The organism is Streptomyces daqingensis (assembly GCF_014645895.1).
In the GTDB taxonomy this organism is placed as follows: Bacteria; Actinomycetota; Actinomycetes; order Streptomycetales; family Streptomycetaceae; genus Streptomyces; species Streptomyces daqingensis.
This window is the reverse complement of the sequence record NZ_BMMP01000008.1, coordinates 174692-197896: the sequence shown is the minus strand read 5'-3', so window position 1 is coordinate 197896 and position 23205 is coordinate 174692. Positions and strand designations below refer to the sequence as shown.

General features: G+C 70.3%; 19 protein-coding genes and 2 tRNA genes. 14 read left to right on the top strand and 7 right to left on the bottom strand.

What is annotated here, in order from left to right; genetic code table 11:
- Nucleotides 1–682: 682 nt before the first annotated feature.
- On the top strand, nucleotides 683–1777 hold the full coding sequence (locus tag IEY56_RS14000) for a YlbL family protein (RefSeq protein ID WP_189037490.1): 1095 nt from the start codon (nucleotides 683–685) through the stop codon (nucleotides 1775–1777).
- A 162-nt stretch (nucleotides 1778–1939) separates the two neighbouring features.
- On the opposite strand, the gene IEY56_RS13995 is transcribed toward IEY56_RS14000, so the two are convergent.
- Complete coding sequence (locus tag IEY56_RS13995) at nucleotides 1940–2512, bottom strand: PPA1309 family protein (protein ID WP_189037489.1); 573 nt, start codon at nucleotides 2510–2512, stop codon at nucleotides 1940–1942.
- A 110-nt stretch (nucleotides 2513–2622) separates the two neighbouring features.
- Here IEY56_RS13995 and IEY56_RS13990 point away from each other — a divergent pair, with 110 nt between their 5' ends.
- From IEY56_RS13990 to IEY56_RS13975, 4 genes are all read left to right on the top strand, one after another.
- Nucleotides 2623–5511 carry a UPF0182 family membrane protein gene (locus tag IEY56_RS13990; RefSeq protein ID WP_189037488.1) on the top strand — a complete coding sequence of 963 codons (2889 nt, stop codon included), beginning with the start codon at nucleotides 2623–2625 and terminating at the stop codon, nucleotides 5509–5511.
- A 71-nt stretch (nucleotides 5512–5582) separates the two neighbouring features.
- Nucleotides 5583–5656 (top strand) — tRNA-Met (locus tag IEY56_RS13985).
- Between the two features lie 194 nt (nucleotides 5657–5850).
- A complete protein-coding gene (locus IEY56_RS13980; RefSeq protein WP_189037487.1) occupies nucleotides 5851–7611 on the top strand; it encodes a tetratricopeptide repeat protein in 1761 nt (586 codons plus the stop codon).
- 107 nt (nucleotides 7612–7718) lie between these two features.
- Nucleotides 7719–7792, top strand: a tRNA-Met gene (locus tag IEY56_RS13975).
- A gap of 209 nt (nucleotides 7793–8001) precedes the next feature.
- Here the strand turns inward: IEY56_RS13975 and IEY56_RS13970 are convergent.
- Nucleotides 8002–8418, bottom strand: coding sequence for a Fur family transcriptional regulator (locus IEY56_RS13970; RefSeq protein WP_189037486.1), 417 nt, complete (start codon nucleotides 8416–8418; stop codon nucleotides 8002–8004).
- Between the two features lie 130 nt (nucleotides 8419–8548).
- Between IEY56_RS13970 and IEY56_RS13965 the strand changes: the two genes are divergently transcribed.
- Nucleotides 8549–10015, top strand: a complete 1467-nt coding sequence (locus tag IEY56_RS13965) for a catalase (RefSeq protein WP_189037485.1) — start codon at nucleotides 8549–8551, stop codon at nucleotides 10013–10015.
- 115 nt (nucleotides 10016–10130) lie between these two features.
- Here the strand turns inward: IEY56_RS13965 and IEY56_RS13960 are convergent, their stop codons facing one another.
- Both IEY56_RS13960 and hisN read right to left on the bottom strand, forming a co-directional pair.
- Complete coding sequence (locus tag IEY56_RS13960) at nucleotides 10131–10544, bottom strand: CBS domain-containing protein (RefSeq protein ID WP_189037484.1); 414 nt, start codon at nucleotides 10542–10544, stop codon at nucleotides 10131–10133.
- A 192-nt stretch (nucleotides 10545–10736) separates the two neighbouring features.
- Nucleotides 10737–11531, bottom strand: a complete 795-nt coding sequence (gene hisN, locus IEY56_RS13955; protein WP_189037483.1) for a histidinol-phosphatase — start codon at nucleotides 11529–11531, stop codon at nucleotides 10737–10739.
- 167 nt (nucleotides 11532–11698) lie between these two features.
- On the opposite strand from hisN, the gene IEY56_RS13950 reads away from it, so the two are divergent.
- Nucleotides 11699–12289 (top strand): TetR/AcrR family transcriptional regulator, encoded by a 591-nt coding sequence (locus tag IEY56_RS13950; RefSeq protein WP_189037482.1) that lies wholly within the window; start codon nucleotides 11699–11701, stop codon nucleotides 12287–12289.
- A 129-nt stretch (nucleotides 12290–12418) separates the two neighbouring features.
- On the opposite strand, the gene rsgA is transcribed toward IEY56_RS13950, so the two are convergent.
- From rsgA to IEY56_RS13935, 3 genes are all read right to left on the bottom strand, one after another.
- Nucleotides 12419–13429 (bottom strand): ribosome small subunit-dependent GTPase A, encoded by a 1011-nt coding sequence (rsgA, locus tag IEY56_RS13945; protein ID WP_189037481.1) that lies wholly within the window; start codon nucleotides 13427–13429, stop codon nucleotides 12419–12421.
- Nucleotides 13430–13439: 10 nt separating this feature from the next.
- A complete protein-coding gene (gene aroA / locus IEY56_RS13940) occupies nucleotides 13440–14810 on the bottom strand; it encodes a 3-phosphoshikimate 1-carboxyvinyltransferase (RefSeq protein ID WP_189037480.1) in 1371 nt (456 codons plus the stop codon).
- Nucleotides 14811–14931: 121 nt separating this feature from the next.
- Entirely contained in the window at nucleotides 14932–15645 is a 714-nt protein-coding gene (locus tag IEY56_RS13935; protein WP_189037479.1) for a M50 family metallopeptidase, read from the bottom strand.
- 117 nt (nucleotides 15646–15762) lie between these two features.
- On the opposite strand from IEY56_RS13935, the gene IEY56_RS13930 reads away from it, so the two are divergent.
- The 7 genes from IEY56_RS13930 (at nucleotide 15763) to IEY56_RS13900 (ending at nucleotide 23124) form a co-directional block, all read left to right on the top strand.
- A complete protein-coding gene (locus tag IEY56_RS13930; RefSeq protein WP_189037478.1) occupies nucleotides 15763–16581 on the top strand; it encodes an SOS response-associated peptidase in 819 nt (272 codons plus the stop codon).
- An 86-nt stretch (nucleotides 16582–16667) separates the two neighbouring features.
- Complete coding sequence (locus IEY56_RS13925) at nucleotides 16668–17309, top strand: alpha/beta hydrolase family protein (RefSeq protein ID WP_189037477.1); 642 nt, start codon at nucleotides 16668–16670, stop codon at nucleotides 17307–17309.
- A 334-nt stretch (nucleotides 17310–17643) separates the two neighbouring features.
- Complete coding sequence (locus IEY56_RS13920) at nucleotides 17644–18294, top strand: sigma-70 family RNA polymerase sigma factor (RefSeq protein WP_045862733.1); 651 nt, start codon at nucleotides 17644–17646, stop codon at nucleotides 18292–18294.
- Complete coding sequence (rsrA, locus tag IEY56_RS28445) at nucleotides 18291–18695, top strand: mycothiol system anti-sigma-R factor (RefSeq protein WP_229711871.1); 405 nt, start codon at nucleotides 18291–18293, stop codon at nucleotides 18693–18695. The genes IEY56_RS13920 and rsrA overlap by 4 nt, the downstream gene beginning before the upstream one ends.
- Nucleotides 18696–19051: 356 nt before the next feature.
- Entirely contained in the window at nucleotides 19052–20710 is a 1659-nt protein-coding gene (locus IEY56_RS13910) for an HD-GYP domain-containing protein (RefSeq protein WP_189037476.1), read from the top strand.
- On the top strand, nucleotides 20707–21951 hold the full coding sequence (locus IEY56_RS13905; RefSeq protein WP_189037475.1) for an HD-GYP domain-containing protein: 1245 nt from the start codon (nucleotides 20707–20709) through the stop codon (nucleotides 21949–21951). The genes IEY56_RS13910 and IEY56_RS13905 overlap by 4 nt, the downstream gene beginning before the upstream one ends.
- 174 nt (nucleotides 21952–22125) lie before the next feature.
- The gene (locus IEY56_RS13900) at nucleotides 22126–23124 is read left to right on the top strand and encodes a tetratricopeptide repeat protein (RefSeq protein ID WP_189037474.1); all 999 of its coding nucleotides are present in this window, start codon (nucleotides 22126–22128) and stop codon (nucleotides 23122–23124) included.
- The last annotated feature ends 81 nt before the right edge of the window (nucleotides 23125–23205 follow it).

The window sequence follows — 23205 nt, the reverse complement described above, 5'->3', positions numbered from 1 at the left end:
GTCGGAGCGTAGCGACGTCACTTGGGGTGGCGGTCGGGCGACGGGTGGGAGGGTCGGAGCGTAGCGACGTCACTTGGGGTGGCGGTCGGGCGACGGGTGGGAGGGTCGGAGCGTAGCGACGTCACTTGGGCTGGCGGCGCGCGGGGTTACGAAGATCTCGTGAAGCTCCCCTCGCGGTATCGGTACAGCTCTTCCGGTGGCTCTTCACGGAAGACGCGTGGGCGGTCTGGCGTAGAGGTGTCACCGGGGCAGGCGACGGATGACCCGCTCAGCGCATGTCCGGCTTGCGTAACCAGGCCCCGCGAATGAGCGTTGTTCTGCCGAGAGTTAATCTGCTCATCGGCCGTTGTGCTCGGCAGATGTCCGTCGGGCGACGTGTTCACAGGGGGTCGGGAGGTCTTCGTGGCAGCACTTTCGTGGTTGCTCATTCCGATTCTTGCGGCTGTCGCTGCCGGTGTCTGGAGCAGCTGGGCGAGCCGGCGCCGCACTGGCATCCCGGATTCGGCGGGAGTCGCTGGTTACGAGCGTTTCCGGGCGGCCATGGAGCGTTCCCGTAGCGAGGAAACGGACCACCCGGCGGTGTCCGACCCCGCTACCGAAACGTTTGGGCAGGCGCCTCGTCCGACGCCTGACCGTCCCGCCCGCACAGCCGAATGACTGTGCGATCCCGTACTGTCGTGCCATGCCACGCCGCACTGCGACGATGCTCGCGTCCACGCTGCTGCTGATAGGTCTGCTCTGCGCGGGGGTCCTGATCAAGGTCCCTTACGCAGAGATGTCGCCGGGTCCCACGGTCAACACGCTCGGTGAGCACGACGGGGAACCCGTGCTCAACATCAAGGACCGCAAGACGTACGAGACGTCCGGCCACCTGAACATGACGACCGTCCGCGTCACGGGTGCCGACTACCGGATGAACCTCGCGGAGGCCGTCAGCGGCTGGCTCCAGCACGACAGCGCGGTCGTCCCGCATTCCACGCTCTACCCCGAGAACAAGTCGGCCAAGGAGGTCGACGAGGAGAACGCCGAGGAGTTCAGCGCCTCCCAGGAGAGCGCGAAGGTCTCGGCGCTCAGAGAGCTGAAGATCAAGGTCCCGTCGTTCGTCATCGTCGGCTCCGTGGTCAAGGGCGGCGCCTCCGAAGGCAAGCTGCACGCGGGCGACGTGATCCGGGCCGTCGACGGCAAGAAGGTGCGGGACCCCAAGGACGTGGCGGGGGTCGTCACCAAGCGCAAGCCGGGGGAGAAGGTCCGCTTCACCGTGGTTCCGGCGTCCAAGGCGGAGGCGGCGGAGAAGGCCGGGAAGAAGCTGTCCGCCCGCGACGAGCAGCAGATAACCGTCGGCACGAAGAAGGCCGAGGACGACGGGCGCACCATAGTCGGCATTCAGCCGGCGATCGGCCACGCCTTCCCGTTCGACATCGACATCAAGCTCGCCGACGTCGGAGGTCCGAGCGCCGGGCTGATGTTCTCGCTCGGCATCATCGACAAGCTGACCCGCGAGGACCTCACGGGCGGCTCGTTCGTCGCCGGTACGGGCACCATCGACGACAAGGGCAAGGTCGGGGCCATCGGCGGCATCCAGATGAAGACGGTGGCCGCCCGCGCCAAGGGCGCCAAGTTCTTCCTGACCCCCGAGGACAACTGTCCGTCCGCGGCGAAGGACAGGCCGTCCGGCCTCACCCTCGTCAAGACCGGCACGATCGGCGACGCGATGGACGCTCTGAAGAAGATCCGAAAGGACGACACGGGCGCGCTGCCCAAGTGCAAGGCGGACTGACGCGGGGAAGGACGGCCCACGGCGGCACTGAGCCCAGCAGAGCCCCTCACGCCGACTGTGCGCGTCTCTCCAGTGCAGGGCCGCCGTCGGGCCGCCCTCCGGACGCCGCACTCACTGCCCGCGTACGCGCAGTGAGTGCCCGGCGGTTCCGGCGCCCGTGGGTTACTCCTCGAACGTCGCCGCCAGTGCCTCCGCCAGACCGGGGACCAGGCCGGCTCCCGTGAGCACCTCCGTGGAGGCGTCCTTCTCGCGCAGCCGCAGAGCCGACTCCCGGGTGCCGTCCCGGAGCACCGCGACGGTCATGCGGACCTCCTGACGCTCCGGGTGCTCGGCGACCCACTTGCTGAGCTCGTCCTCGGCGCCCTCGCGCTGGAGGGCCTCGGGGACGGCGTCCTCTGCGGACTGCGGCAGCATCAGCCGTTCCACCGTCATCGCGCAGCCCGCCACTGAGTCCGGCCAGGCGATGGTCGCCAGGAACTCGTCGAGCGGAGCGCCCGTCGGGAGTTCGTCCTGTTCCACCGGCGTGAGCGAGGTGCCCGGCCGGCCGGTGTCGTCGAAGCCGAGCTGTCCGGCCAGTTCGGGTTCCTGTTCGCGCAGCTGAGCCGTGTCGACCAGTGCGAAGAGACGGCTGGGCTGGTCCCAGCCGAGGCCCGCCGCGTACTCGTCGAGCTCCAGCACCGCCTGGGTGAGCGGGTTGGAGGCCAGGGGCGTGCCGTCGGTAGAAAGGTTGTCCATCCCTATATCGTGCCGCCTTCGACCCCGGGATCGGGAACTGGGTAAAGGTTCGTTAAGTTGCATGAGTGGGCCTACGATGCGGGCCCGTCTTATTCATTGCGATCTTCGAGGTGCGCACCTTGGCTTTCCAGATGCCGGACCGGGGCTCAGGCGGCGGTCCCTCAGGGCCACGGATCAGAGTGGGCCGCCCTTCCCGACGTGCCCGGACGCTGCTGATGACAGTGGGCGTGCTCGCGGTACTGGCCATGCTCTTCGTCATGTTCGCCGGGTTCTGGACCGACTGGCTCTGGTATCGCTCGGTGCAGTACAGCTCGGTCTTCACCAAGACGCTGTGGACGAAGGTCGGCATGTTCGCCGTCTTCGGTCTGCTGATGTCCCTGGCCGTCGGGCTCAATATCTGGCTGGCCCACAGGCTGCGCCCGCCGCTCAGCGCCATGTCGCTGGAGCAGCAGAGCCTCGACCGGTACCGCATGAGCATCGCCCCGTACAAGAAGTGGGTGCTGCTGGGCGTCACCGCGCTCGTCGGGCTGATCGCCGGGGCGTCGGCCGCCGGGCAGTGGCGTACGTGGCTGATGTGGGTCAACGGCGTGCCGTTCGGCAAGTCCGACGCGCACTTCGGCGAGGACATCTCGTTCTACGCCTTCGACCTGCCCTGGTACCGCTTCCTGCTCAGCTTCGGCTTCGCCGCGGTCGTGCTGTCGCTGATCGCCGCCGCGCTCGTGCACTACCTCTACGGCGGGCTCCGCATCACCACTCCGGGCGCCAGGGCGACCGCGCAGGCCACGGGGCACCTGTCCGTGCTGCTGGGGTTCTTCGTCGCGCTGAAGGCCGTCGCCTACTGGCTCGACCGCTACGGGCTCGCTGTGAAGTCGGGTGACTTCAAGGCCACCGACAACTGGACCGGTCTGAAGTACGTCGACGCCAACGCCTACCTTCCGGCGAAGACGATCCTCTTCTGCATCGCCATCATCTGCGCACTGCTCTTCTTCGCCACCATCTGGCGCCGCACCTGGCAGCTGCCCGTCATCGGCTTCGGCCTCATGGTGCTCTCGGCGATCCTGATCGGCGGCCTCTACCCGGCGATAGTCCAGAAGTTCCAGGTCCAGCCGAACGAGCAGGCCAAAGAGACGCCGTACATCGAGAAGAACATCAAGGCGACGCGCGACGCCTACGACATCGACGATTCGCAGGTCGACGACTATTCGGGGACCAGTAAGAAGGGCAAGGAGGAGCTGCGCCAGGCGGCCGACGACACCGCGAGCATGCGCCTCCTCGACCCGAACGTGGTCTCGCCGACGTTCCAGCAGAAGCAGCAGGTCCGCGGCTACTACCAGTTCCCCGCGACGCTCGACGTCGACCGCTACAAGACCAAGGACGGTCGGGAGCAGGACACCGTCGTCGGTCTCCGGGAGATCAACACCGACGGCATCCCGGAGAAGAACTGGATCAACGAGCACTTCAAGTACACCCACGGTTACGGCATGGTCGCCGCCAAGGGCACCGCGGTGGACAAGGACGGCGCGCCGGACTTCACCGAGAAGGACCTCCCGCCCAAGGGCGACAAGGGCAAGTACGAAGGCCGCGTCTACTACGGCGAGAAGACCACGCAGTACTCGATCGTGGGCGGCCCGCAGAAGGAACTCGACTACGCGGACGACAGCGGAGAGAAGACGTACACCTACACCGGCAAGAGCGGTGTGAACCTCTCCAACTCGCTCAACCGGGCCGCGTACGCGGTGAACTTCAACGAGCCGCAGATCCTGTACTCCGGTGCGATCGGCGAGGGCTCCCGGATCCTCTACAACCGGACGCCCAAGGAGCGCATAGAGGCTGTCGCCCCCTGGCTGACGATCGACGGAGACCCGTACCCGGCGGTCGTCGACGGGCGGATCAAGTGGATCGTCGACGCATACACCACCTCGGACGGCTACCCGTACTCCTCCCGCACGACGCTCGGCGACACGACCGCCGACTCGCTGACGAGGGACGGCCAGCGCGCGGTGGTCGCCCGGCAGAACCGGGTCAACTACATCCGCAACTCCGTCAAGGCGACGGTGGACGCGTACTCCGGCAAGGTCGACATGTACCAGTGGGACAAGAAGGACCCGGTGCTGAAGACCTGGATGAAGGCGTTCCCGGACACGGTCAAGCCGAAGAGCGCGATCGGCGACGACCTGATGGATCACCTGCGGTACCCGCAGGACCTGTTCAAGGTGCAGCGCGAACTGCTGACCCGGTACCACGTCACGTCCCCGTCGCAGTTCTACAGCGGCAGTGAGCGGTGGCAGATCCCGGACGACCCGACGCACAAGGGCAACGCGGTCCCGCCGTACTACCTGAGCCTGCAGATGCCGGACGCGAAGAAGCAGACGTTCTCGCTGACGACGACCTTCAACCCCAACAAGCGGGAGACTCTCGGGGCCTTCATGGCCATCGACGCCGACCCCCGCAGTGCGGGGTACGGCAAGATCAAGATGCTGAGGCTGCCGTCCAACACGACCGTCTCCGGCCCCTCGCAGGTGCAGAGCAAGTTCAACTCCGACCCGGCGATCGCCGAGTCGCTGAACCTCCTCAAGCGGGGCGACTCGGAGATCGAGTACGGCAACCTGCTCACGGTGCCGCTGGAGGGCGGCCTGCTCTACATCGAGCCCGTGTACGTGCGCGGTGCGGGCACCAACTACCCGCGCATGAGGAAGGTTCTCGTCACGTACGGCGAACGCATCGCCTTCGAGGACACGTTGGGGCAGGCCCTCGACAAGGTCTTCGACGCGAAGGGCGACTCCGACGAGGGCGAGGAACCCGACAAGCCTGAGGGTCCGCCGGCTTCCGGTGACGCGACGGTGCAGGAAGCCCTCGAGAAGGCGCAGGAGGCGTACGACGACGGCCAGCGCGCCCTGGAGAAGGGTGACTGGAAGGAGTACGGCAAGGCGCAGGACGACCTGGAGTCCGCACTTGAGGACGCCCGCGACGCCGAAGAGGAAGCGAAGAAGAAGGAGTAGCCGAGGCCTTGCGGGCCACGGCCCGTGTGCTGAGCACCCCGCGCAGTGGTGTAGAGTTGTCATCACAACGGCGCGGGGTGGAGCAGCTCGGTAGCTCGCTGGGCTCATAACCCAGAGGTCGCAGGTTCAAATCCTGTCCCCGCTACTGAAGACGAAGGGCCCGGATCCTCAAGGATCCGGGCCCTTCGTCCTGTTGCCGCGCCGCGTGCCCAACACCCTTTCGTGTCATGCGGTTTGAGGTGTCTCTCTGTCGGGAAGTCGACAAACCTCTGAAGTGACCTCACTTGGTGGTGGTATTCCAGGTGTACGTGGGTTGCGGGTGGTGCGACGATGGTGCTTATGGGGGACAAGGTGAGGCTCGACGGTCCACCGAGGACCGGCGCGAGCCGGACTGGTATTGACAACGACACCGAGGATGCTGCGGCGATGAGCGTTCTCGGGGCTCAACTGCTGCGCCGCGGCGACCTGGACGGAGCCGAAGCGCCGCTCCGTGCGGCCACCGCTGCCGGGGACCGCGCCGCCGCGAACAATCTGGGGGTCCTGCTCCACCAGCGGGGATACGCCGACGAGGCCGCCGGCTGGTGGCGCGTGGCCGCCGTGGCCGGATCCGCGGCCGCGGCACACGCTCTGGGAAAGCACCACCGCGAGCGCGGGGACGAACCCGCGGCGCACTACTGGCTGCTGCACTCCGCCGAGTGCGGCCACCCGCTGGGCGCGTACGCCCTCGCCGATCTGCTCGAGCACCGCGGCGAGGACGGCGCCGAGAAGTGGTTCCGCGCTGCCGCGGAGCAGGGTCACCGGGAGGCCGCGTACCGCCTGGCGCAGATCGTCGGCGCCCGCGCGTCCGAACTGGCTTCGGAGGGGGAGGAGAGCGCCGAGGCCGCGGAGCAGGCCGCCGGGGAGGCGGAGCAGTGGTACCGGCAGGCGGCCGCTCGCGGTCACCGTCGTGCCGCTCTGCGGCTCGGCGCGATCCTGGAGCGCCGTGGCGAGCTGAAGGAGGCCGGACGCTGGTACCTCACGTCCGCCAAGGACGGAGAGCCCCGCGCCGCGTGCGCACTGGGCTTCCTGCTGCGCGACGCGGGCGACGAGGAGAGCGCGGCCGTCTGGTGGCGCAGGGCCGCGGAGGACGGGGACGGCAACGCCGCCAACGCCCTGGGCGCCCTGCACGCCGACCGCGGCGAGCGCCAGGCAGCCGAGCGCTGGTACCGGGTCGCTCTCGAAGCCGGGTGCGACAACGGGGCGTTCAACCTCGGGCTGCTCTGCGCGGCACAGGGCCGTACGGCGCAGGCCGAGCAGTGGTACCGCCGTGCCGCGTACGCGGGGCACCGCGAGGCCGCGAACGCCCTCGCCGTACTGCTGCTGCAGCGCGGCGACGCGGACGGCGCCGAGCCGTGGTTCTCCAAGGCCGCCGAGGCCGGCAGCATCGACGCCGCCTTCAACCTCGGCATCCTGCACGTCGGCCGTGGCGATCACGGCACGGCTCGCGTCTGGTACGCGAGGGCGGCCGCGGCGGGCCACGCGGAGGCCGCACTGCAGGTCGGCATCGCACTGCTGCGTGAAGGCGACGAGCACGGCGCCGAGCGGCAGCTGCGCTGCGCCGCGGGTGGTGGCAGCGTCGAGGGTGCGTTCCGGCTGGGGGTGCTCCTCGAGCGGCGCAGGCCGCAGGAGGACATGGCCGGTGCGACCGATCTGCTCAACAGCCGCCCGGAGTTCGAGGAGTGGTACGAGCGGGCGGCCGAGCAGGGCCACCGCCGTGCCCAGGTCCGGCTCGGCATGTGCGCGGCTGCCCGCGGCGAGATCGTCGACGCGGCGCGCTGGTACCGCGCGGCGGCGGAGGCGGGAAGCCCCAACGGGGCTTTCAATCTCGGCCTGTTGCTGGCCCGAGAGGGCAGCGAGCCGGAGGCCGCTCTGTGGTGGAGGCGGGCGGCCGAGGCGGGGCACGGGCGTGCCGCCCTGCGTCTCGCGCTCCTGAGCGCGCGGCGCGGGGAGCTGGAGCAGGGGCAGTACTGGTGTGCGCAGGCGGTCGAGCTGGGCCCGGACGAGGTGGCCGAGCGCGCGGCCAAGCTGCGTGACGCACTGCGGTCGGAGCTGTCCGCCTGACCGGGTGGTTCCGCGCATCCGCGCGGGGCCACCCGGGGTGTGCGCTGGGCGTGCGGGAACGGATTTGCGCTGGTCGTCGCGGCAGGGTTAGAGTTACGGCACAACGGCGCGGGGTGGAGCAGCTCGGTAGCTCGCTGGGCTCATAACCCAGAGGTCGCAGGTTCAAATCCTGTCCCCGCTACTGAAGATGAAGGGCCCGGATCCGAGGATCCGGGCCCTTCATCGTTTTCTGCGTTCCGCCGATCGTCCATGATCCGGTCGGTTCCGGCATGCGGCCCCGCCCGGCAGCACCCGTACGACCGCGGGTGCGATCAAGCGGAAACCCGCGACCCCTGCGGGCTGCGGGTTCCGGTTCTGTCTGCTCTGTGCGAGGGCTGGGGCGGCAGCGCCTCAGGCGGAAGCGCACTGGGGGCAGGTGCCCCGGTAGGTGACCGTGGCGTCCGCGATGGTGAAGCCGTAGCGCTCGGTCTCGGGGAGGTTGGCGAGTGGGTCGCCCGAGGGGTGCACGTCGCGGATGGTGCCGCACCGTGAGCAGACGAGGTGCTGGTGCGCGTGCCGGGCGTTGGGGTCGTACCGCTTCGCCCGGCCGTCCGTGCTGACCTCGATCACCTCGCCGATGGCCACGAGCTCGCTCAGCGTGTTGTAGACGGTGGCACGCGCGATCTCCGGCAGGCGCTCGGAGGCGCGGGCATGCACCTCGTCGGCCGTGTAATGCACATGGTCGCCGTCGAGCACCTCGGCGACGACTCGCCGCTGCGCGGTGAGCCGCCAGCCACGGTCACGGAGCCGCTCCAGCAGGTCACTCATACAACAAGCCTAGCAGTGCCGGGGTCCGGGAAAAGAACCCGTATGGAAGTAGTCGCCTTCTTGACTTAGACAATGTCCAATGTAGGCTCGGCAGGGCTAGCAGAGCACAGGCACAAAGCAGGAGGAGCACGTGACGGTTCAGGACAGGACCACTGGCCCGCTGACGACGGAAGCCGGTGCACCGGTCGCGGACAACCAGCAGAGCCAGACGGCCGGCCCCGGCGGCCCTACCTTGATCCAGGACCAGCTCCTCCTCGAGAAGCTGGCGCACTTCAACCGTGAGCGCATCCCGGAGCGCGTGGTGCACGCGCGCGGCGCCGGCGCGTACGGGACCTTCACGCTGACGAAGGACATGTCCCAGTACACGCGCGCGAACTTCCTCACGGGCGTCGGCAAGCAGACCGAGACCTTCCTGCGCTTCTCCACGGTGGCGGGCAACCTCGGCGCCCCGGACGCGGTCCGCGACCCGCGCGGGTTCGCGCTGAAGTTCTACACCGAGGAGGGCAACTACGACCTCGTCGGCAACAACACCCCGGTCTTCTTCATCCGGGACGCCATCAAGTTCCCCGACTTCATCCACACCCAGAAGCGGGACCCGTACACGGGCTCGCAGGAGGCGGACAACGTCTGGGACTTCTGGAGCCTCTCGCCCGAGTCGACGCACCAGGTCACCTGGCTGATGGGCGACCGCGGCATCCCCGCCACGTACCGGCACATGAACGGGTACGGCTCGCACACGTTCCAGTGGAACAACGCCGACGGCGAGGTCTTCTGGGTCAAGTACCACTTCAAGACGGACCAGGGCATCCAGACCCTCACCAACGAGGAAGCCGACGTCCTCGCGGGCAAGGACCCGGACAGCCACCAGCGGGACCTGCGTGAGTCCATCGAGCGCGGCGACTATCCGTCGTGGACGGTGCAGGTGCAGATCATGCCCGCCGCCGACGCGCCGAACTACCGCTTCAACCCGTTCGACCTGACCAAGGTCTGGCCGCACGCGGACTACCCGCCGATCGAGATCGGCAAGCTGGAGCTCAACCGCAACCCGGAGAACATCTTCGCCGAGGTGGAGCAGTCGATCTTCTCCCCGCACCACTTCGTGCCCGGCATCGGCCCGTCCCCGGACAAGATGCTCCAGGGCCGCCTCTTCGCGTACGGCGACGCCCACCGCTACCGCGTCGGCATCAACGCCGACCACCTGCCGGTGAACCGCCCGCACGCCACGACCGCCAACAGCCACGGCCGCGACGGCCTGATGTACGACGGGCGGCACGGCGGCGCGAAGAACTACGAGCCCAACAGCTTCGGCGGTCCGGCGCAGACGGACCGGCCGCTGTGGGAGCCGGTCGCGGTCTCCGGTCACACCGGGGACCACGTGACGCCGTCCCACGCCGAGGACGACGACTTCGTCCAGGCGGGCAACCTCTACCGGCTGATGCCGGAGGACGCGAAGCAGCGTCTGATCGACACCCTCGCGGGCTTCATCTCGCAGGTCACGCGGGACGACATCGCCCAGCGCGCCGTCGAGAACTTCCGCAAGGCGGACGAGGACTACGGCAAGCGGCTGGAGGCCGCGGTCCAGGCCCTGCGCGGCTGATCCGACCGCTCGCCGTAAGAAACCGGAGGGACCGGACTTGTCCGGTCCCTCCGGTGTGTCCGCCCGCGGCCCCTCCAAGGCGGCAGGCCGGGTGCGGTGCCGGTCCGAGGTGCCGTCACACCGCGAGGGTGGAGGGCACCTCTTCGGTTCTCGCGGACGTCCAGCAGCGCACGATGTCGCGTACCGAGACGACGCCGACCGGCTCCTGTCCTTCCAGCACGATGAGGTGGCGGAAGCCGCCGTGGGTCATCGCCGCGGCGGCTTGTTCGAGTGTCCACTCGGGCGTCGCGAAGACGACCTCGGTGGTGGTGTGCTCCTGGGCCGACTCGCGGTCGGGGTCCTGGCCGGCGCCGAGGGAGTTGAGGACGTCGCGCTCGGTGAGAATCCCGACGCCGCTGGTGTCGGGGTCGAAGACCACCGCGGCACCGACCCGCCGCGCGGACATCAGTGCGGCGGCCTGGCGCAGGGTGTGGGCGGGGCCGATGGTGAGGACAAGGCTGCTCATGGCTTCGCGGACGAGGGTGGGCATGTTCGTGGGCCACCTCCTGGCGGAACCGCCTCCCTTTCGAGAAGCAATTCACAAGGGCACAAGCTTACGTACCCTCATGTTCACATGACCCCGGAGGCACAACAAGAGTGCGTGCGTGCCGCGGCCGGGGGTGAGCGGGAAGGCAGGCGGCGGGCACTGCCGCCACCTGCGCGATCCCGTCCGGCCGCTGGCTCAGGCCGTCAGATAGCCGAGAACCTCTTCGTGGAGCAGCCCGTTCGAGGCGACCGCGTTCCCGCTGTGCGGGCCCCTCTGGCCGTCGAGCCCCGTGAACGTGCCGCCCGCCTCCTGCACGATGATCGCGTTCGCGGCCATGTCCCACAGGGACAGCTCGGGCTCCGCGCAGGCGTCCACCGACCCCTCGGCGACCATCATGTAAGGCCAGAAGTCGCCGTATCCGCGCGTCCGCCAGCAGTTGCGGCTCAGTTCGAGGAAGCCGGGCAGCATGCCGCGCTCCTCCCAGCCGTGCAGCGAGGAGTAGGCGAACGAGGCGTCCCGTACGGCCTCCACCTGGGAGACCCGGAGCCTGGTGGCCTGCGACAGGCTGCGCCCCGTGTACGCCCCGCCGCCCTTCGCCGCCCACCAGCGCCGGTTCAGGGCCGGCGCGGAGACGAGCCCCACGACGGGCTGGTCGCCCTGCTCGCCCAGCTCGGTGAGGGCGATGAGAGTGGCCCACACGGGCACACCTCTCACGTAGTTCTTGGTGCCGTCGATCGGGTCGATGATCCACCGGCGGGAACCGTGGCCTTCGGTGCCGAACTCCTCTCCCAGCACCGCGTCGCGCGGGCGGGTGCGCTTGAGGGACGTACGGATGAGTTCCTCCGCCGCCTTGTCGGCCTCGCTCACCGGCGTCAAATCCGGCTTTGTCTCGATCTTCAGATCCAGAGCCTTGAACCGCTCCATCGTCGCGGCGTCGGCAGCGTCGGCCAGTACATGGGCGAGACGCAGATCATCGTGGTAGTCCGGCATGTGTGAACAGTATCGACCCCGCTGATGGCCAGCCACAGGGCAATGCCCGGGCGCAGCCAAGTGACTGCGGGCCATTCGGGCCGAACGGGGTGTGCGCGCTGTCTTGACAGGGCCTGTCGGCCCGTCAATTCTGTCCGGCACCCCAGCCGCCGGGCACGGAGGCAATGATGCCTACTGCACGCGAGACTCTCCTTGAGGCCGCACACGCGGCTGTCGGAACGCAGCCGTGGCCGGGCGTGCGGATGGTGGACGTCGCCGCCGCCGCAGGTGTGTCCCGGCAGACGCTGTACAACGAGTTCGGCACCAAGGAGGGCCTCGGTGCGGCCCTGGTGGACCGGCTCGTCGAAGGTTTCCTCGACGGTGCCGCGCGGGCGGCCGCCGAAGCCGGCCGGGGGGAGGACCCCGCCGCGTCGTGTGCGGGGGCGGCGTCGTGGATGCTGCGTGCCGCCCGCGACGAGCCCGTCGTCCGTTCCGCTCTCACAGGGTGCTGGGGCGGGCGCATGCCCCCTCCAGGGTCCGGCGGAGACGGGTCCGCGGCGGCCGGCGCGGAGCCGGGACAGCTCGCGGCCGCCCTGTGCGAACGCATGGTGTCCTCGCTCTCGCCCAACGGCCACGCGGCGACGCTGAACCGGGCCTGCGAGGCGGGGCTGCGGACAGCGCTGTCGTTCGTCGTGGCGCCCTACGCGGGGCGGGGGGACGAGGAGGCGCTCCGTCTGGTGCGGGACGTCGTACGGGCGCTGCTGGCGGACTCGCACTGACGATGCGGGCTGGCTTGCACTGTTCGCGCGGGCTTGAACGCACTCTCCGCGCGGCGTCCGTGGCGCTGTACGCGAGCTTTTCGGTCGGGTTGAGCCTCTGTGCGCGTGGGCGGCCGGGCAGTGCGTCGGTCAGTCGCCTTCGCTCTGTTCGCGCGTCTCCAGCAGCCGGCGCAGCGAGTAGAGGCGTTGCGGATCGGCATGGCCGTCGGCCACCCACTGGTCCAGGGCGCAGTCCGGTTCGTCGTGGCTGCAGGCCCGCGGACAGTCGGCGGTGCCGGGTTCGAGGTCGGGGAACGCGCCGATGACGCGGGAAGGGTCGACGTGGTGCAGTCCGAACGAGCGGACGCCCGGAGTGTCGATCACCCAGCTTCCTTCCTCGGCCAGCGGGAGGGCGAGAGCTGACGTAGTGGTGTGCCGGCCGCGTCCCGTGACCGCGTTGACGTGGCCCGTGGTGCGCCTGCGGTCCTCCGGCACCAGGGCGTTCACCAGAGTCGTCTTGCCCACGCCGCTGTGCCCGACGAAGACGGTCGTCCGCCCGTACAGCAACTGCCGTACGCGCTCGGCCGCTTCGCCCTGCTCCAGCTCCGCGCGGCTGGTGACGACGTGGCGCAGTCCGAGCGGCGTGTACTTCTCCAGCAGCGGATCGGCGGGCGACAGGTCGGACTTGGTCAGTACGAGCAGCGGTTCCAGGCCCGAGTCGTACGCGGCGACCAGGCAGCGGTCGATCAGGCGCGGGCGCGGCTCGGGATCGGCGAGGGCGGTGACGATGGCGAGCTGGTCGGCGTTGGCGACGACCACGCGTTCGAACGGGTCGTTGTCGTCCGCCGTACGGCGCAGCACCGAAGTGCGCTTCTCCACGCGCACGATGCGCGCGAGTGTGTCCTTGGCGCCCGTGAGGTCTCCGACGAGTGCGACACGATCGCCGACCACCACGCCTTTGCGGCCCAGTTCGCGCGCCTTCATCGCGGTGACTGTGCGGTCCTCGACGAGGCATGTCAGGCGGCCCCTGTCGACCGTGAGCACCATGCCCGCCGCCGCGTCCTCGTGCTTCGGGCGGTTGTGCGTACGCGGGCGGGTGCCCTTGCGGTTGGGGCGTACGCGGATGTCGTCCTCGTCGGTGTGCTTGCCGTAGCGGCGCATCGCGGAAGCCTCAGGCTCTCTCTTCAACGCGCTCGCCACCGGGCCCGGCGCCGTGTGCGGCCGTCCGTCCGCCGAGCATGTCCGCCCACAGGCGGGGGAAGTCCGGCATGGTCTTGCCGGTCGTGGCGATGTTCTCCACCTCCACGCCCTCGACCGCGAGGCCGAGCACCGCGCCGGCGGTGGCGAGGCGGTGGTCGTCGTAGGTGTGGAAGACGCCGCCGTGCAGCGGGCGGGGGCGGATGCGCAGGCCGTCCTCGGTCTCCGTGACGTCTCCGCCGAGGCCGTTGATCTCCTTGGTGAGCGCGGCCAGCCGGTCGGTCTCGTGGAGGCGGAGGTGGCCCACGCCGCGCAGGACCGACTCGGAATCGGCCAGAGCCGCCACGGCGGCGATGCCGGGGGTCAGTTCGCCGACGTCGCCGAGGTCGGCGTCCAGGCCGCGGATACGCCCGCCGCCCGTGAACGTGAGCCCCTGCTCGCCCAGTTCGCACGAGCCGCCCATCTCGGTGAAGATGCGCCGCAGGGCGTCGCCGGGCTGCGTCGTCCGCTCCGGCCAGTCGCGGACGGTGACCCGGCCGCCGGTGACCAGGGCCGCCGCGAGGAAGGGCTGCGCGTTGGACAGGTCCGGCTCGACGACCAGGTCGCGCCCGCGCAGCGGACCGGGAGCGATGCGCCAGACGTCCGCCTCGCCGCCGTCCTCGGGGGCCTCGACCCGCACTCCCGCAGCTCGGAGCATGTCGACCGTCATGCGGATGTGCGGGACGGAGGGAAGCGTTCCGCCGGTGTGGCGTACCTCGACGCCCTGGTCGAACCGGGGGGCGGACAGCAGCAGCGCGCTGACGAACTGGCTGGAGGACGACGCGTCGATCTCGACGCTGCCGCCCGGCAGCGAGCCCCTGCCGTGCACGGTCATCGGCAGACGGCCGCGGCCGTCGTCCTCGATGCGGGCTCCCAGAGCGCGGAGGGCGTCGATCACGCCGTGGAGCGGGCGTTCGTAGGACCGCGGATCCCCGTCGAAGCGGACGGGGCCGTCGGCGAGTGCGGCGAGCGGCGGCAGGAAGCGCATCACCGTGCCGGCGTTGCCGACGTCGACAGTCGCCGGTCCGCGCAGCCCGGCAGGGGCGACGTCCCAGAACTCGCCCGCGCCGCCGGAGTCGGTGCCCTCCTCCACGGAGGCGCCCAGAGCGCGCACCGCGTCCGCCATCAGAAGGGTGTCCCGCGAGCGGAGGGGACGGCGCAGGCGGCCCGGCCCGCCGGCGAGAGCCGCCAGCACGAGAGCGCGGTTGGTGACCGACTTGGATCCCGGAACGGCGACGGCCGCGTCGACGGGGGCGGACGCGGACGGTGCAGGCCAGAAGTCGGCGGAGGAGGAGTGCGCGCTCATGGAATTCACTTTAGTCGCTCGGTTCGTCCGCCCTTTCGGGTGGAAAGCGCGCATCACCAGGGCAGGACGCGGCGGCGCGGCACGGGCCGGTGCCCTCCGCCCGGGCAGACGCCGGAGGGCGTCACAGGCCCAGCAGCCAGCGTCCGCCGCCGGTCAGGCAGCAGAGCGTCACGATGTGGAAGAAGAGGAGCCAGACCACTGCGGGGACGTGCGTGAGCCTGGAGAGCTGGTCCGCGTCCGAGTCCGCTGCTCCTCCGCGGCGGCGTTTCCCCTGCAGTTCGAAGACGGGGCGTACACCTCCCAGCAGCAGGAACCACACGGCGCCGTAGGCGAACGCCGCCTGAACCTCGGGCTCCGTGAGCCAGCTGACGAGGAGGAAGAGGCCGCCCGTCAGGAAGACGGTCAGGACCCCGTAGGCGTTGCGGATCATCACGAGCATGAGCAGCAGCAGGGCAGTCGCACTCCACAGCAGCAGCGTGATGTGGTTCGCGGCCAGCAGCCAGGCGCCGCCCAGCCCCAGCAGTGAGGGGGCTGTGTAGCCGGCGGCGGCGGTGAGCACCATGCCGATGCCTGTCGGCTTGCCGCGGGAGAGCGTCAGGCCGGACGTGTCGGAGTGCAGGCGGATGCCGTCGAGCCGCCGGCCGGAGAGCACCGCGACGAGACCGTGGCCTCCTTCGTGGGCGATGGTCACCGCGTTGCGCGAGAGGCGCCATACGCCGTGCGGCAGTACGGCGCCCAGGGCTATCGCCGCGGTGATCAGGACGAGCCACTGACTGGGGTCGGGCTGCGTACCGAAGACCCGGTCCCAGAGCCCGGCGATGCTCGTGGTGTCCATGTATTTCCCAGTCCTCCCCGAACCTGCTGTGCGTCGTCTCACAACGCCCCCGCGGCGGCGTGTGCTTCTCCGTGAACGCGCAGCGCTGCCCGTCAGTGCCGTGGCAGTGTGGCACTTATGTGCGGACGGTATGCAGCCAGCAGGAAACCGGAGGACCTTGTCTCACTTTTCGGTGTGGAGAAGTGGGAGCCTCAGGAAGCGCTGGCACCCGACTGGAACGTGGCACCGACCAAAGAGGTCCACGCAGTCATCGACCGTCCGCTGAAGGGCACGGGCGACCCCCGTCCCGTGCGGCAGATGCGGAAGCTGAAGTGGGGGCTCGTGCCGTCCTGGGCCCAGTCCCCGGACCTCGGCGCGAAGATGATCAACGCACGTGCCGAGACGGTGCACGAGAAGCCCGCTTTCCGTCGGCCGTTCACCTCCCGGCGCTGTCTGCTGCCTGCCGACGGCTACTACGAATGGTGCACGGCGCGGAACGAGCTGATGCTGGAGCAGGAGGGGAAGCGGAAGCGCCCCCGGAAGCAGCCGTACTTCGTCACGCCGGCAGACGGCTCCGTGATGGCCATGGCCGGGCTGTACGAGTTCTGGCGGGACAGCACGCTGCCCGACGGCCACCCGCACGCCTGGTGGACGACCTGCACGGTGGTCACGACGGACGCGGAGACCGCGCCGCTGGCGGGCGACAGCGGGGAGGACGGCCCGAAATCCCTGGCCGAGATCCACCCCCGCATGCCGCTGATGCTGCTGCCCGAGGTCTGGGACGCGTGGCTGGACCCGGCACGCCGTTCGCAGGAGGAGCTGCGCGCGCTCCTCGAACCGCCGCCTCCGGGGACGATGCGCGCTTACCCCGTCTCCACGGAGGTCAGCAACGTGCGGAACAACGGGCCCGAGCTCCTGCACGAACTGACGGGGCCGGAGGTCGGCACCCTCTTCTGAGGGCCGTCAGTCCGTCTGGCACACCGCCGGGCGGTGGCGCGCACAGTCGCACACGCCGCTCCGGCCGTTCGCGGCAGGATGCTCCCATGAGCGAGATCGTGGAGACCCCCGCAGGAGACGCCCGCATCACGTGGCACACGGCGGAGAACGCGCGTGCAGTGCTCGCCCTGGGGCACGGGGCCGGCGGCGGGATCGAGGCACAGGACCTGCAGGCGCTGGCACAGGCACTCCCGTCGTCCGGAGTCGGCGTCGCGCTGGTCGAGCAGCCGTGGCGCGTGGCCGGGAAGAAAGTCGCACCGGCCCCCAAGACGCTTGACACGGCCTGGCAAGCGCTCTGGCCCGCCCTGTGCGCGCCCGGTCTGCCCGTCGTCGCCGGCGGACGCAGCGCGGGGGCGCGGGTCGTGTGCCGGACAGCGAGCGAACTGGGGGCTCAGGCGGTTCTCGCGCTGTCCTTTCCGCTGCACCCGCCGGGGAAGCCGGAGAAGTCCCGTGCCGAGGAGCTGACGGCGGCGGGGGTCCCGACGCTCGTGGTGCAGGGCGGCCGCGACCCCTTCGGGCACCCGGACGAGTTCCCCGGGGGGACGCGAATCGCCGAGGTGCCCGAGGCCGACCACTCCTTCCGGGTTCCGAAGCGGGCGGCCGTCGGCCAGGAGGAGGCGCTGGGCCTGCTCACGGAGGCGATCGGTGACTGGTTGGCGGGGCTCGGGCTCGCGTCCGCCCGCGGGTGAGCGGCCGGGCGGATGCCCCAGGGCGGCGCGCGGCCGTCCGGGGCTGAGCGCGGCCGCGCGTTCCGGTTCGTGTCCCGCCCGGGACCGGGGACCCGTGCCGGGAATGCCGACGGGGCACGCCGTGTTGTGAGGACGTTGGACTTGCCACCGAGAAAGGGAGCCGCCAGTCATGGGATCTGTCGCATGCCCGCAGCGTCCGCAGGCCGTTGACCTGGACTGGGCCACGGTCGCGCTCGCTGGCGGTACGACGACTCCGGCGGCGCGAGGTGCGGAACGTCGTCTATTCTCCGGTTCGGGCGGGTCCGCGACGGGACTCGCCGAAGCACCGGAGGAGGTGGGTCCGGTCACCGGGACCGAAGACGGCGGGAGCGCCAGGCAGGAGACCGAGGCGGAGCGCAGCGCGCGCTTCGAACGGGACGCCCTGGACTACCTCGACCAGATGTACTCGGCGGCGCTGCGCATGACGCGCAACCCGGCGGACGCCGAGGACCTCGTCCAGGAGATGTACGCGAAGGCGTACGCCTCCTTCCACCAGTTCCGTGAGGGCACGAACCTCAAGGCCTGGCTGTACCGGATCCTGACGAACACCTTCATCAACTCGTACCGGAAGAAGCAGCGCGAGCCCCAGCGCAGCGCCGCCGAGGACATCGAGGACTGGCAGCTGGCGCGAGCGGAGTCGCATATGTCGACGGGGCTGCGTTCGGCCGAGGCCCAGGCCCTCGACCACCTCCCGGACTCCGATGTGAAGGAAGCACTTCAAGCCATTCCGGAGGAGTTCCGCATCGCGGTCTACCTGGCGGACGTGGAGGGGTTTGCGTACAAGGAGATCGCCGACATCATGGGGACGCCCATCGGCACTGTCATGTCCCGGCTGCACCGCGGGCGGCGGCAGTTGCGCGACATGTTGGAGGACTACGCGCGTGACCGGGGCCTGACTCCGGCAGGCGCGGCGCGGTCGCACGACGGGAAAGGCTCAGGCTCATGAGTTGCGGAGAGCCGCACGAGACGGACTGCTCTGAGGTACTGGACCACCTGTACGAGTACCTGGACCGGGAGATGCCGGACAGCGACTGCGAGAAGTTCAAGGAGCACTTCGACGAATGCTCGCCGTGCCTGGAGAAGTACGGCTTGGAGCAGGAGGTGAAGAAGCTCGTCAAGCGCTGCTGCGGCCACGACGACGTCCCGTCCGACCTGCGTTCGAAGGTGATGGGGCGGATCGAGCTGATCCGCGCCGCCGAAGCCGCGGGTTCCGACGGTGCGGCGGCGGCCGGGGAGGCCGAGGCTTCGGAGCGCCGTGCCGCTGAGAAGGACGATCAGGACGCCCTGCGCGCGACGGAGACGTCGTCGGCCGACTCCTCCGCTCGCGGCCGGAAGAAGTTCGCCTGACCGGGCAGCGGGCTACGCAGTCCAACTGGGTGGCCGCTCGGCTGCTCTGATGCCCGTACGTGCTCGACGTCTCCGCCCCCGTGCTGGAGGCCTTCGTTCCCCCGCACGATTCAGCCCCTTGCTTGTTCCGCCCATGGGCGCGTGCGGTCGCCGCTGCTGCGCCGTGCATCCGCGTCGGGTTCAACTCGCAGCCCCAATAAGGGAGTTGGGTCATCGGCGCCACGATTTCGCGCGGCACTCACTCGAACGTGTGAGCCGCGCCGCTTCCCTGCGAACCAATACGGGAATGGCGCCCACGCTCCCTCTCCGCTCGACCTATTCTCCCCTTCCGGCGTGGTACGGGGAGGAGTCGCACGATGCGTGCACGGGGAGTGGCGCTGCCGGGTGCAGCGCGCTTGCTCATCGCGTGCGCGGTGGGTGCCGCCGCGTGGTGCGCTTTTCCCGCCCTGCGTGGCTTCCCGGGCGTGGAGCTGAGCGTCCTGCTGCCGCTCGCGGCGCTGTACGCGGCCTGTGAATACGCCCCGCGCTGCCCTCTGATGAAGCTCACGGGGCGCCAAGTGCCGGGCAACATGGGGGCGTTCTTTCCCGTCCTGCTGACAGGAGCGTTTCTGCTTCCGCCCGCCGCAGCCGCGCTCGTGGCGCTGCCGGGGGCGCTCGCCGGGCGCGTCGAACCCCGTCACGCAACTGCGCGGAGGTGCTGGCACGCTGCTCAACTGGCGCTCGCCGCCTGGTCGGCGGCGCACGTCCACGGCATCCTGTCCGGCCCTTCGACGTTCCGGGAGGGCGGCACGTTCGTGCCGGGGGCGCCGGGCTTTCCGGCACTGCTGACGTCCGCGGCCGCCGCAGCGCTCACGTACTGCCTCGTCGTCACGGTCCTCGATGGTGCCGTGCTCGTCGCCGCCGAACGCTGCGCGCTGCGGGCGGCGTGGCGCGGCCAGTTCGCGCGGGCTGCTCCGCCTCACCTCGTGCACGGCCTGGTCGGTCTGATGATGGCGGTGCTCTGGCGCAGCTCGTACGGCCCTGTTGCGGCGTTCTTCGTATTGCTCCCCATGTACATCTGCTGCTGGGTCTTCGCGCAGTACCACCGGGAGCGGGGCGCGCACCAGTCGACTATCCGTGCGCTGGTGCAGGCAGTCGACATCAAGGACCGCTACACGCGGGGGCACAGCGAGCGCGTCGGCCGGGCGTCGGTGCTCATCGCACGGGAGCTGGGGATGGACGAGGAGCGCACCGAGGCCCTGCGCTTCGCGGGCATCCTGCACGACATCGGCAAACTCGGCGTCCCCACAAGGCTGTTGCGCAAGGACGGGCCCCTCACCGACGAGGAGCGCCGCGTCATCGAGCTGCACCCGGAGTACGGGCACGAGATGGTCCGCGGCATCGGCTTCCTGGGTGAGGCGCGGTCGGCGATCCTGCACCACCATGAGCGGCTGGACGGCAGCGGGTACCCGTACGGGCTCTCCGGCGTGGAGATTCCGGAGTTCGCCCGGATCGTCGCGGTGGCCGACGCCTTCGACGCGATGACGTCTACACGGAGCTACCGCCGTGCGCGCCCGGTGCAGGCGGCAGTCGAGGAACTGCGGCGGTGTGCGGGCACGCAGTTCGATCCGCGCATGGTGGGGGCGCTCGCGGGTGCGCTGGACAGGCAGGGATGGTCGCCGGCTGTCACCGCGGACGTTCCGGGCGGAAACGTGCCGGCAGCCCGTGAGCAAGTGCCGGTGGGGGCGGGCAGCGCCCGCGTGAGGTTGCCGCGCGGACGGGCGGGGAGCGGCTCGGAAGTGGACGAGGGCAGCGCGGAGACGGCCACGGGCAGCGGTACGAACGCCGTGCGTACTGTCGGAGGTACGACTGACGAGGCGCCCGGTGCTCCGGTGCCAGAGGCTCCAGGTGCTCCGGAGGCCGGCGGCCCCGTGTCAGGCGGTGCGGATTCCGTGGATCCGGACTCCGGTGGTCCGGAGGCCTGGGGCCCGGGTCCCGGCGCCGTGCCCACCCGGTCCACCCGGCCGCACTCATGAGGTACGCGGCCGTCCTGTGCAGGGCCGCGGCGGTGGCGCTGGTCCTCGCAGCGCTCGGCGTCACACTGTGGCGGGGCCTCCAAGAGCCCTACGTGGCACTCGTATTCGGCTCGGTCATCGCCGTCGGCGAGGTACTGCGCGTGAGACTGCCGGACAGTGTCCATGACGGAGTCGTGCGTTCCAGCGCTCCGTTGGGCGCCGCCGGAGCGCTGGGTTACGCCCTGCTGGGCGACGTGGGCGGAAGGCCGGCCGGGTCCGGCGTGCTGCAGTGCGTGGCCGTGATGATCGTCGCCGCCCTGGCGGGACTGGTGCCACGTGCGGCGAGGGGCGCCACCATCACGCCCGACCACGCGGCGCGCGGCGTACTCTCCGTGGGTTTCGCCGCGACCTGCTTCCAACCGCTGTACAGCACCGGCGCGTTGGGGGAGTGGGTCGGTGAGGGCCCGCTCTACGCCCTCTGGCTGCTCGCGGTCACGCTCCTCACGGGACTGTGCGACGCGGTGCTCGCGGCGATGTTCGCCGCGGAGCGCACAGGATGGCCCCTGGGGGCGCTGCTGCGCGGGCAGTTGCGTGCGCGCGTGGGCATCGGCCCCGCGATCGCCGCCACAGGGGCCGTGATCGCGCTGGCGGTGTCCGTCGGGGGCTTGTGGGCGCTGCCGGTCTTCTGCGTGCCGCTGCTGCTCACGCAGTTCTCCTTCCGCCGCTATGCCTCTGTACGGGAGACCTACCGGCAGACCATCGCCTCGCTCGCACGTGCCACGGAGGTGGCCGGCTACACACCGCACGGGCACGCCCGCAGGGTCGCGGCGCTCAGTTGCGCGGTGGGGCGTGAGCTGGGCCTGATCGAGCCGGATCTCACTGTCCTGGAGTACGCCGCGCTGATGCACGACATCGGCCAGCTCTCGCTTGTCGACCCCGTCGAGGACGGAGCGACAGCGCACCTCGACCCGGATCTCCAGCGTCGGATCGCACTGCTGGGAGGTGCGGTCGTACGGCAGACCGGAGTGGCCTCCGAAGTCGCCGTGGTGGTGGAACGGCAGGCCGATCCCTTCCGTGACCAACCGCTCACCGCTCGTATCGTCCGCACAGTGAACGCGTACGAGGACATGGTGGCCGGGAAGGCTGACATGGAGAGTTCGTTGCGCGCGCTGGAGCGGCTCAGGCTGGGGGGTGCCCATGACTACGAATCACGCGTCGTGGAGGCGCTGTCACGCGTCGTGGCGCGGGGCCCCGAGGCGTGACTCCCGGGTAGTGAGCAGCCCCCCGCACGGGCATGGTTGGATGCGAGAGGGGAACTGCGAAAAGGGCGCACAGCCAGTGCACACAGTGCGTGTACGTCGGACGGGCGGCGCGTCGGCAGCAGGGACGAGAGCAGGCGGCAGCCGGTCAACAGGCGGGAATCAGGCGGGAACATCGTGAGGATCTTCGGCAAGGTTCGGCACCGGCCCTCCGCCTCGTGGCGGCAGGCGACGGACCGTGCCTTCGCGCTCATCGGCGACGGGCGTTACGAGGATGCCGGCGCCTTGCTCACGCAGGCCGCCGATCTGGAGCCGTGGCTGTCGGAGTCCTGGTTCAACCTCGCGTTGCTGCACAAGTTCCGGCACGACTGGGAGCAGGCGCGCACTGCCGGGCTCCGCGCGGTCGCACTGCTGGAGCGGCAGGCCGGAGCCCCCGACTGGTGGAACGTGGGCATCGCCGCCACGGCGCTCCAGGACTGGCCCCTCGCGAGGCGCGCGTGGGAGGCGTACGGCCTCCGAGTCCCCGGGAGCCCGCAGAGCGCGGCGGCCGCGGAACCCTCCGGTATGCAGCTGGGCAGCGCTGCGGTGCGGCTCTCGCCCGAGGGCGAGGCCGAAGTCGTGTGGGGCAGGCGTATCGATCCGGCGCGCATGGAGATCCAGAGCATCCCCCTCCCGTCGTCGGGGCGGCGATGGGGCGAGGTGGTGCTCCACGACGGCGTGCCCCACGGCGAACGCGCCACGAGCAGCGGCCCGACGTTCCCCGTCTTCGACGAGATCGAACTGTGGGCGCCCTCTCCGGTTCCGACGTGGGTCGTGCTGCTCCAGGCGGCCACGGAGGCCGACCGGGACGCGCTGGAGCGGCTGGCCGCGGACGCCGGTTTCGCGGCGGAGGACTGGTCGAGTTCGGTGCGGCTGCTGTGCCGTACCTGCTCGGAGAGCCGCATGCCTGTCGACGACGGCGACGGGCCGGCGCACATGGACCCGCATGATCACAGTTCCCCCGGCCATCCGGGCCCGTTGGGGCACATGACGCCGGGCGGTCCGGGCGACGTGTGGGTGCCGGAGCGGGAGTGCGGCCTCGCGGCACCAAGCGGGCTGGTACGCGGTCTGCTGGACAGTTGGGTCGCGGACAGTCCCGACAGCCGTGAATGGCGCGATCTGGAAGAGGTCTGCTGACGCGGTCCGGAGGGCTGGACGGCGCCGCGGCAGCGGTCCGGCCTCCTGCTTCCGGCCGTCGCGTGGCGCCGCGCGGCTCCG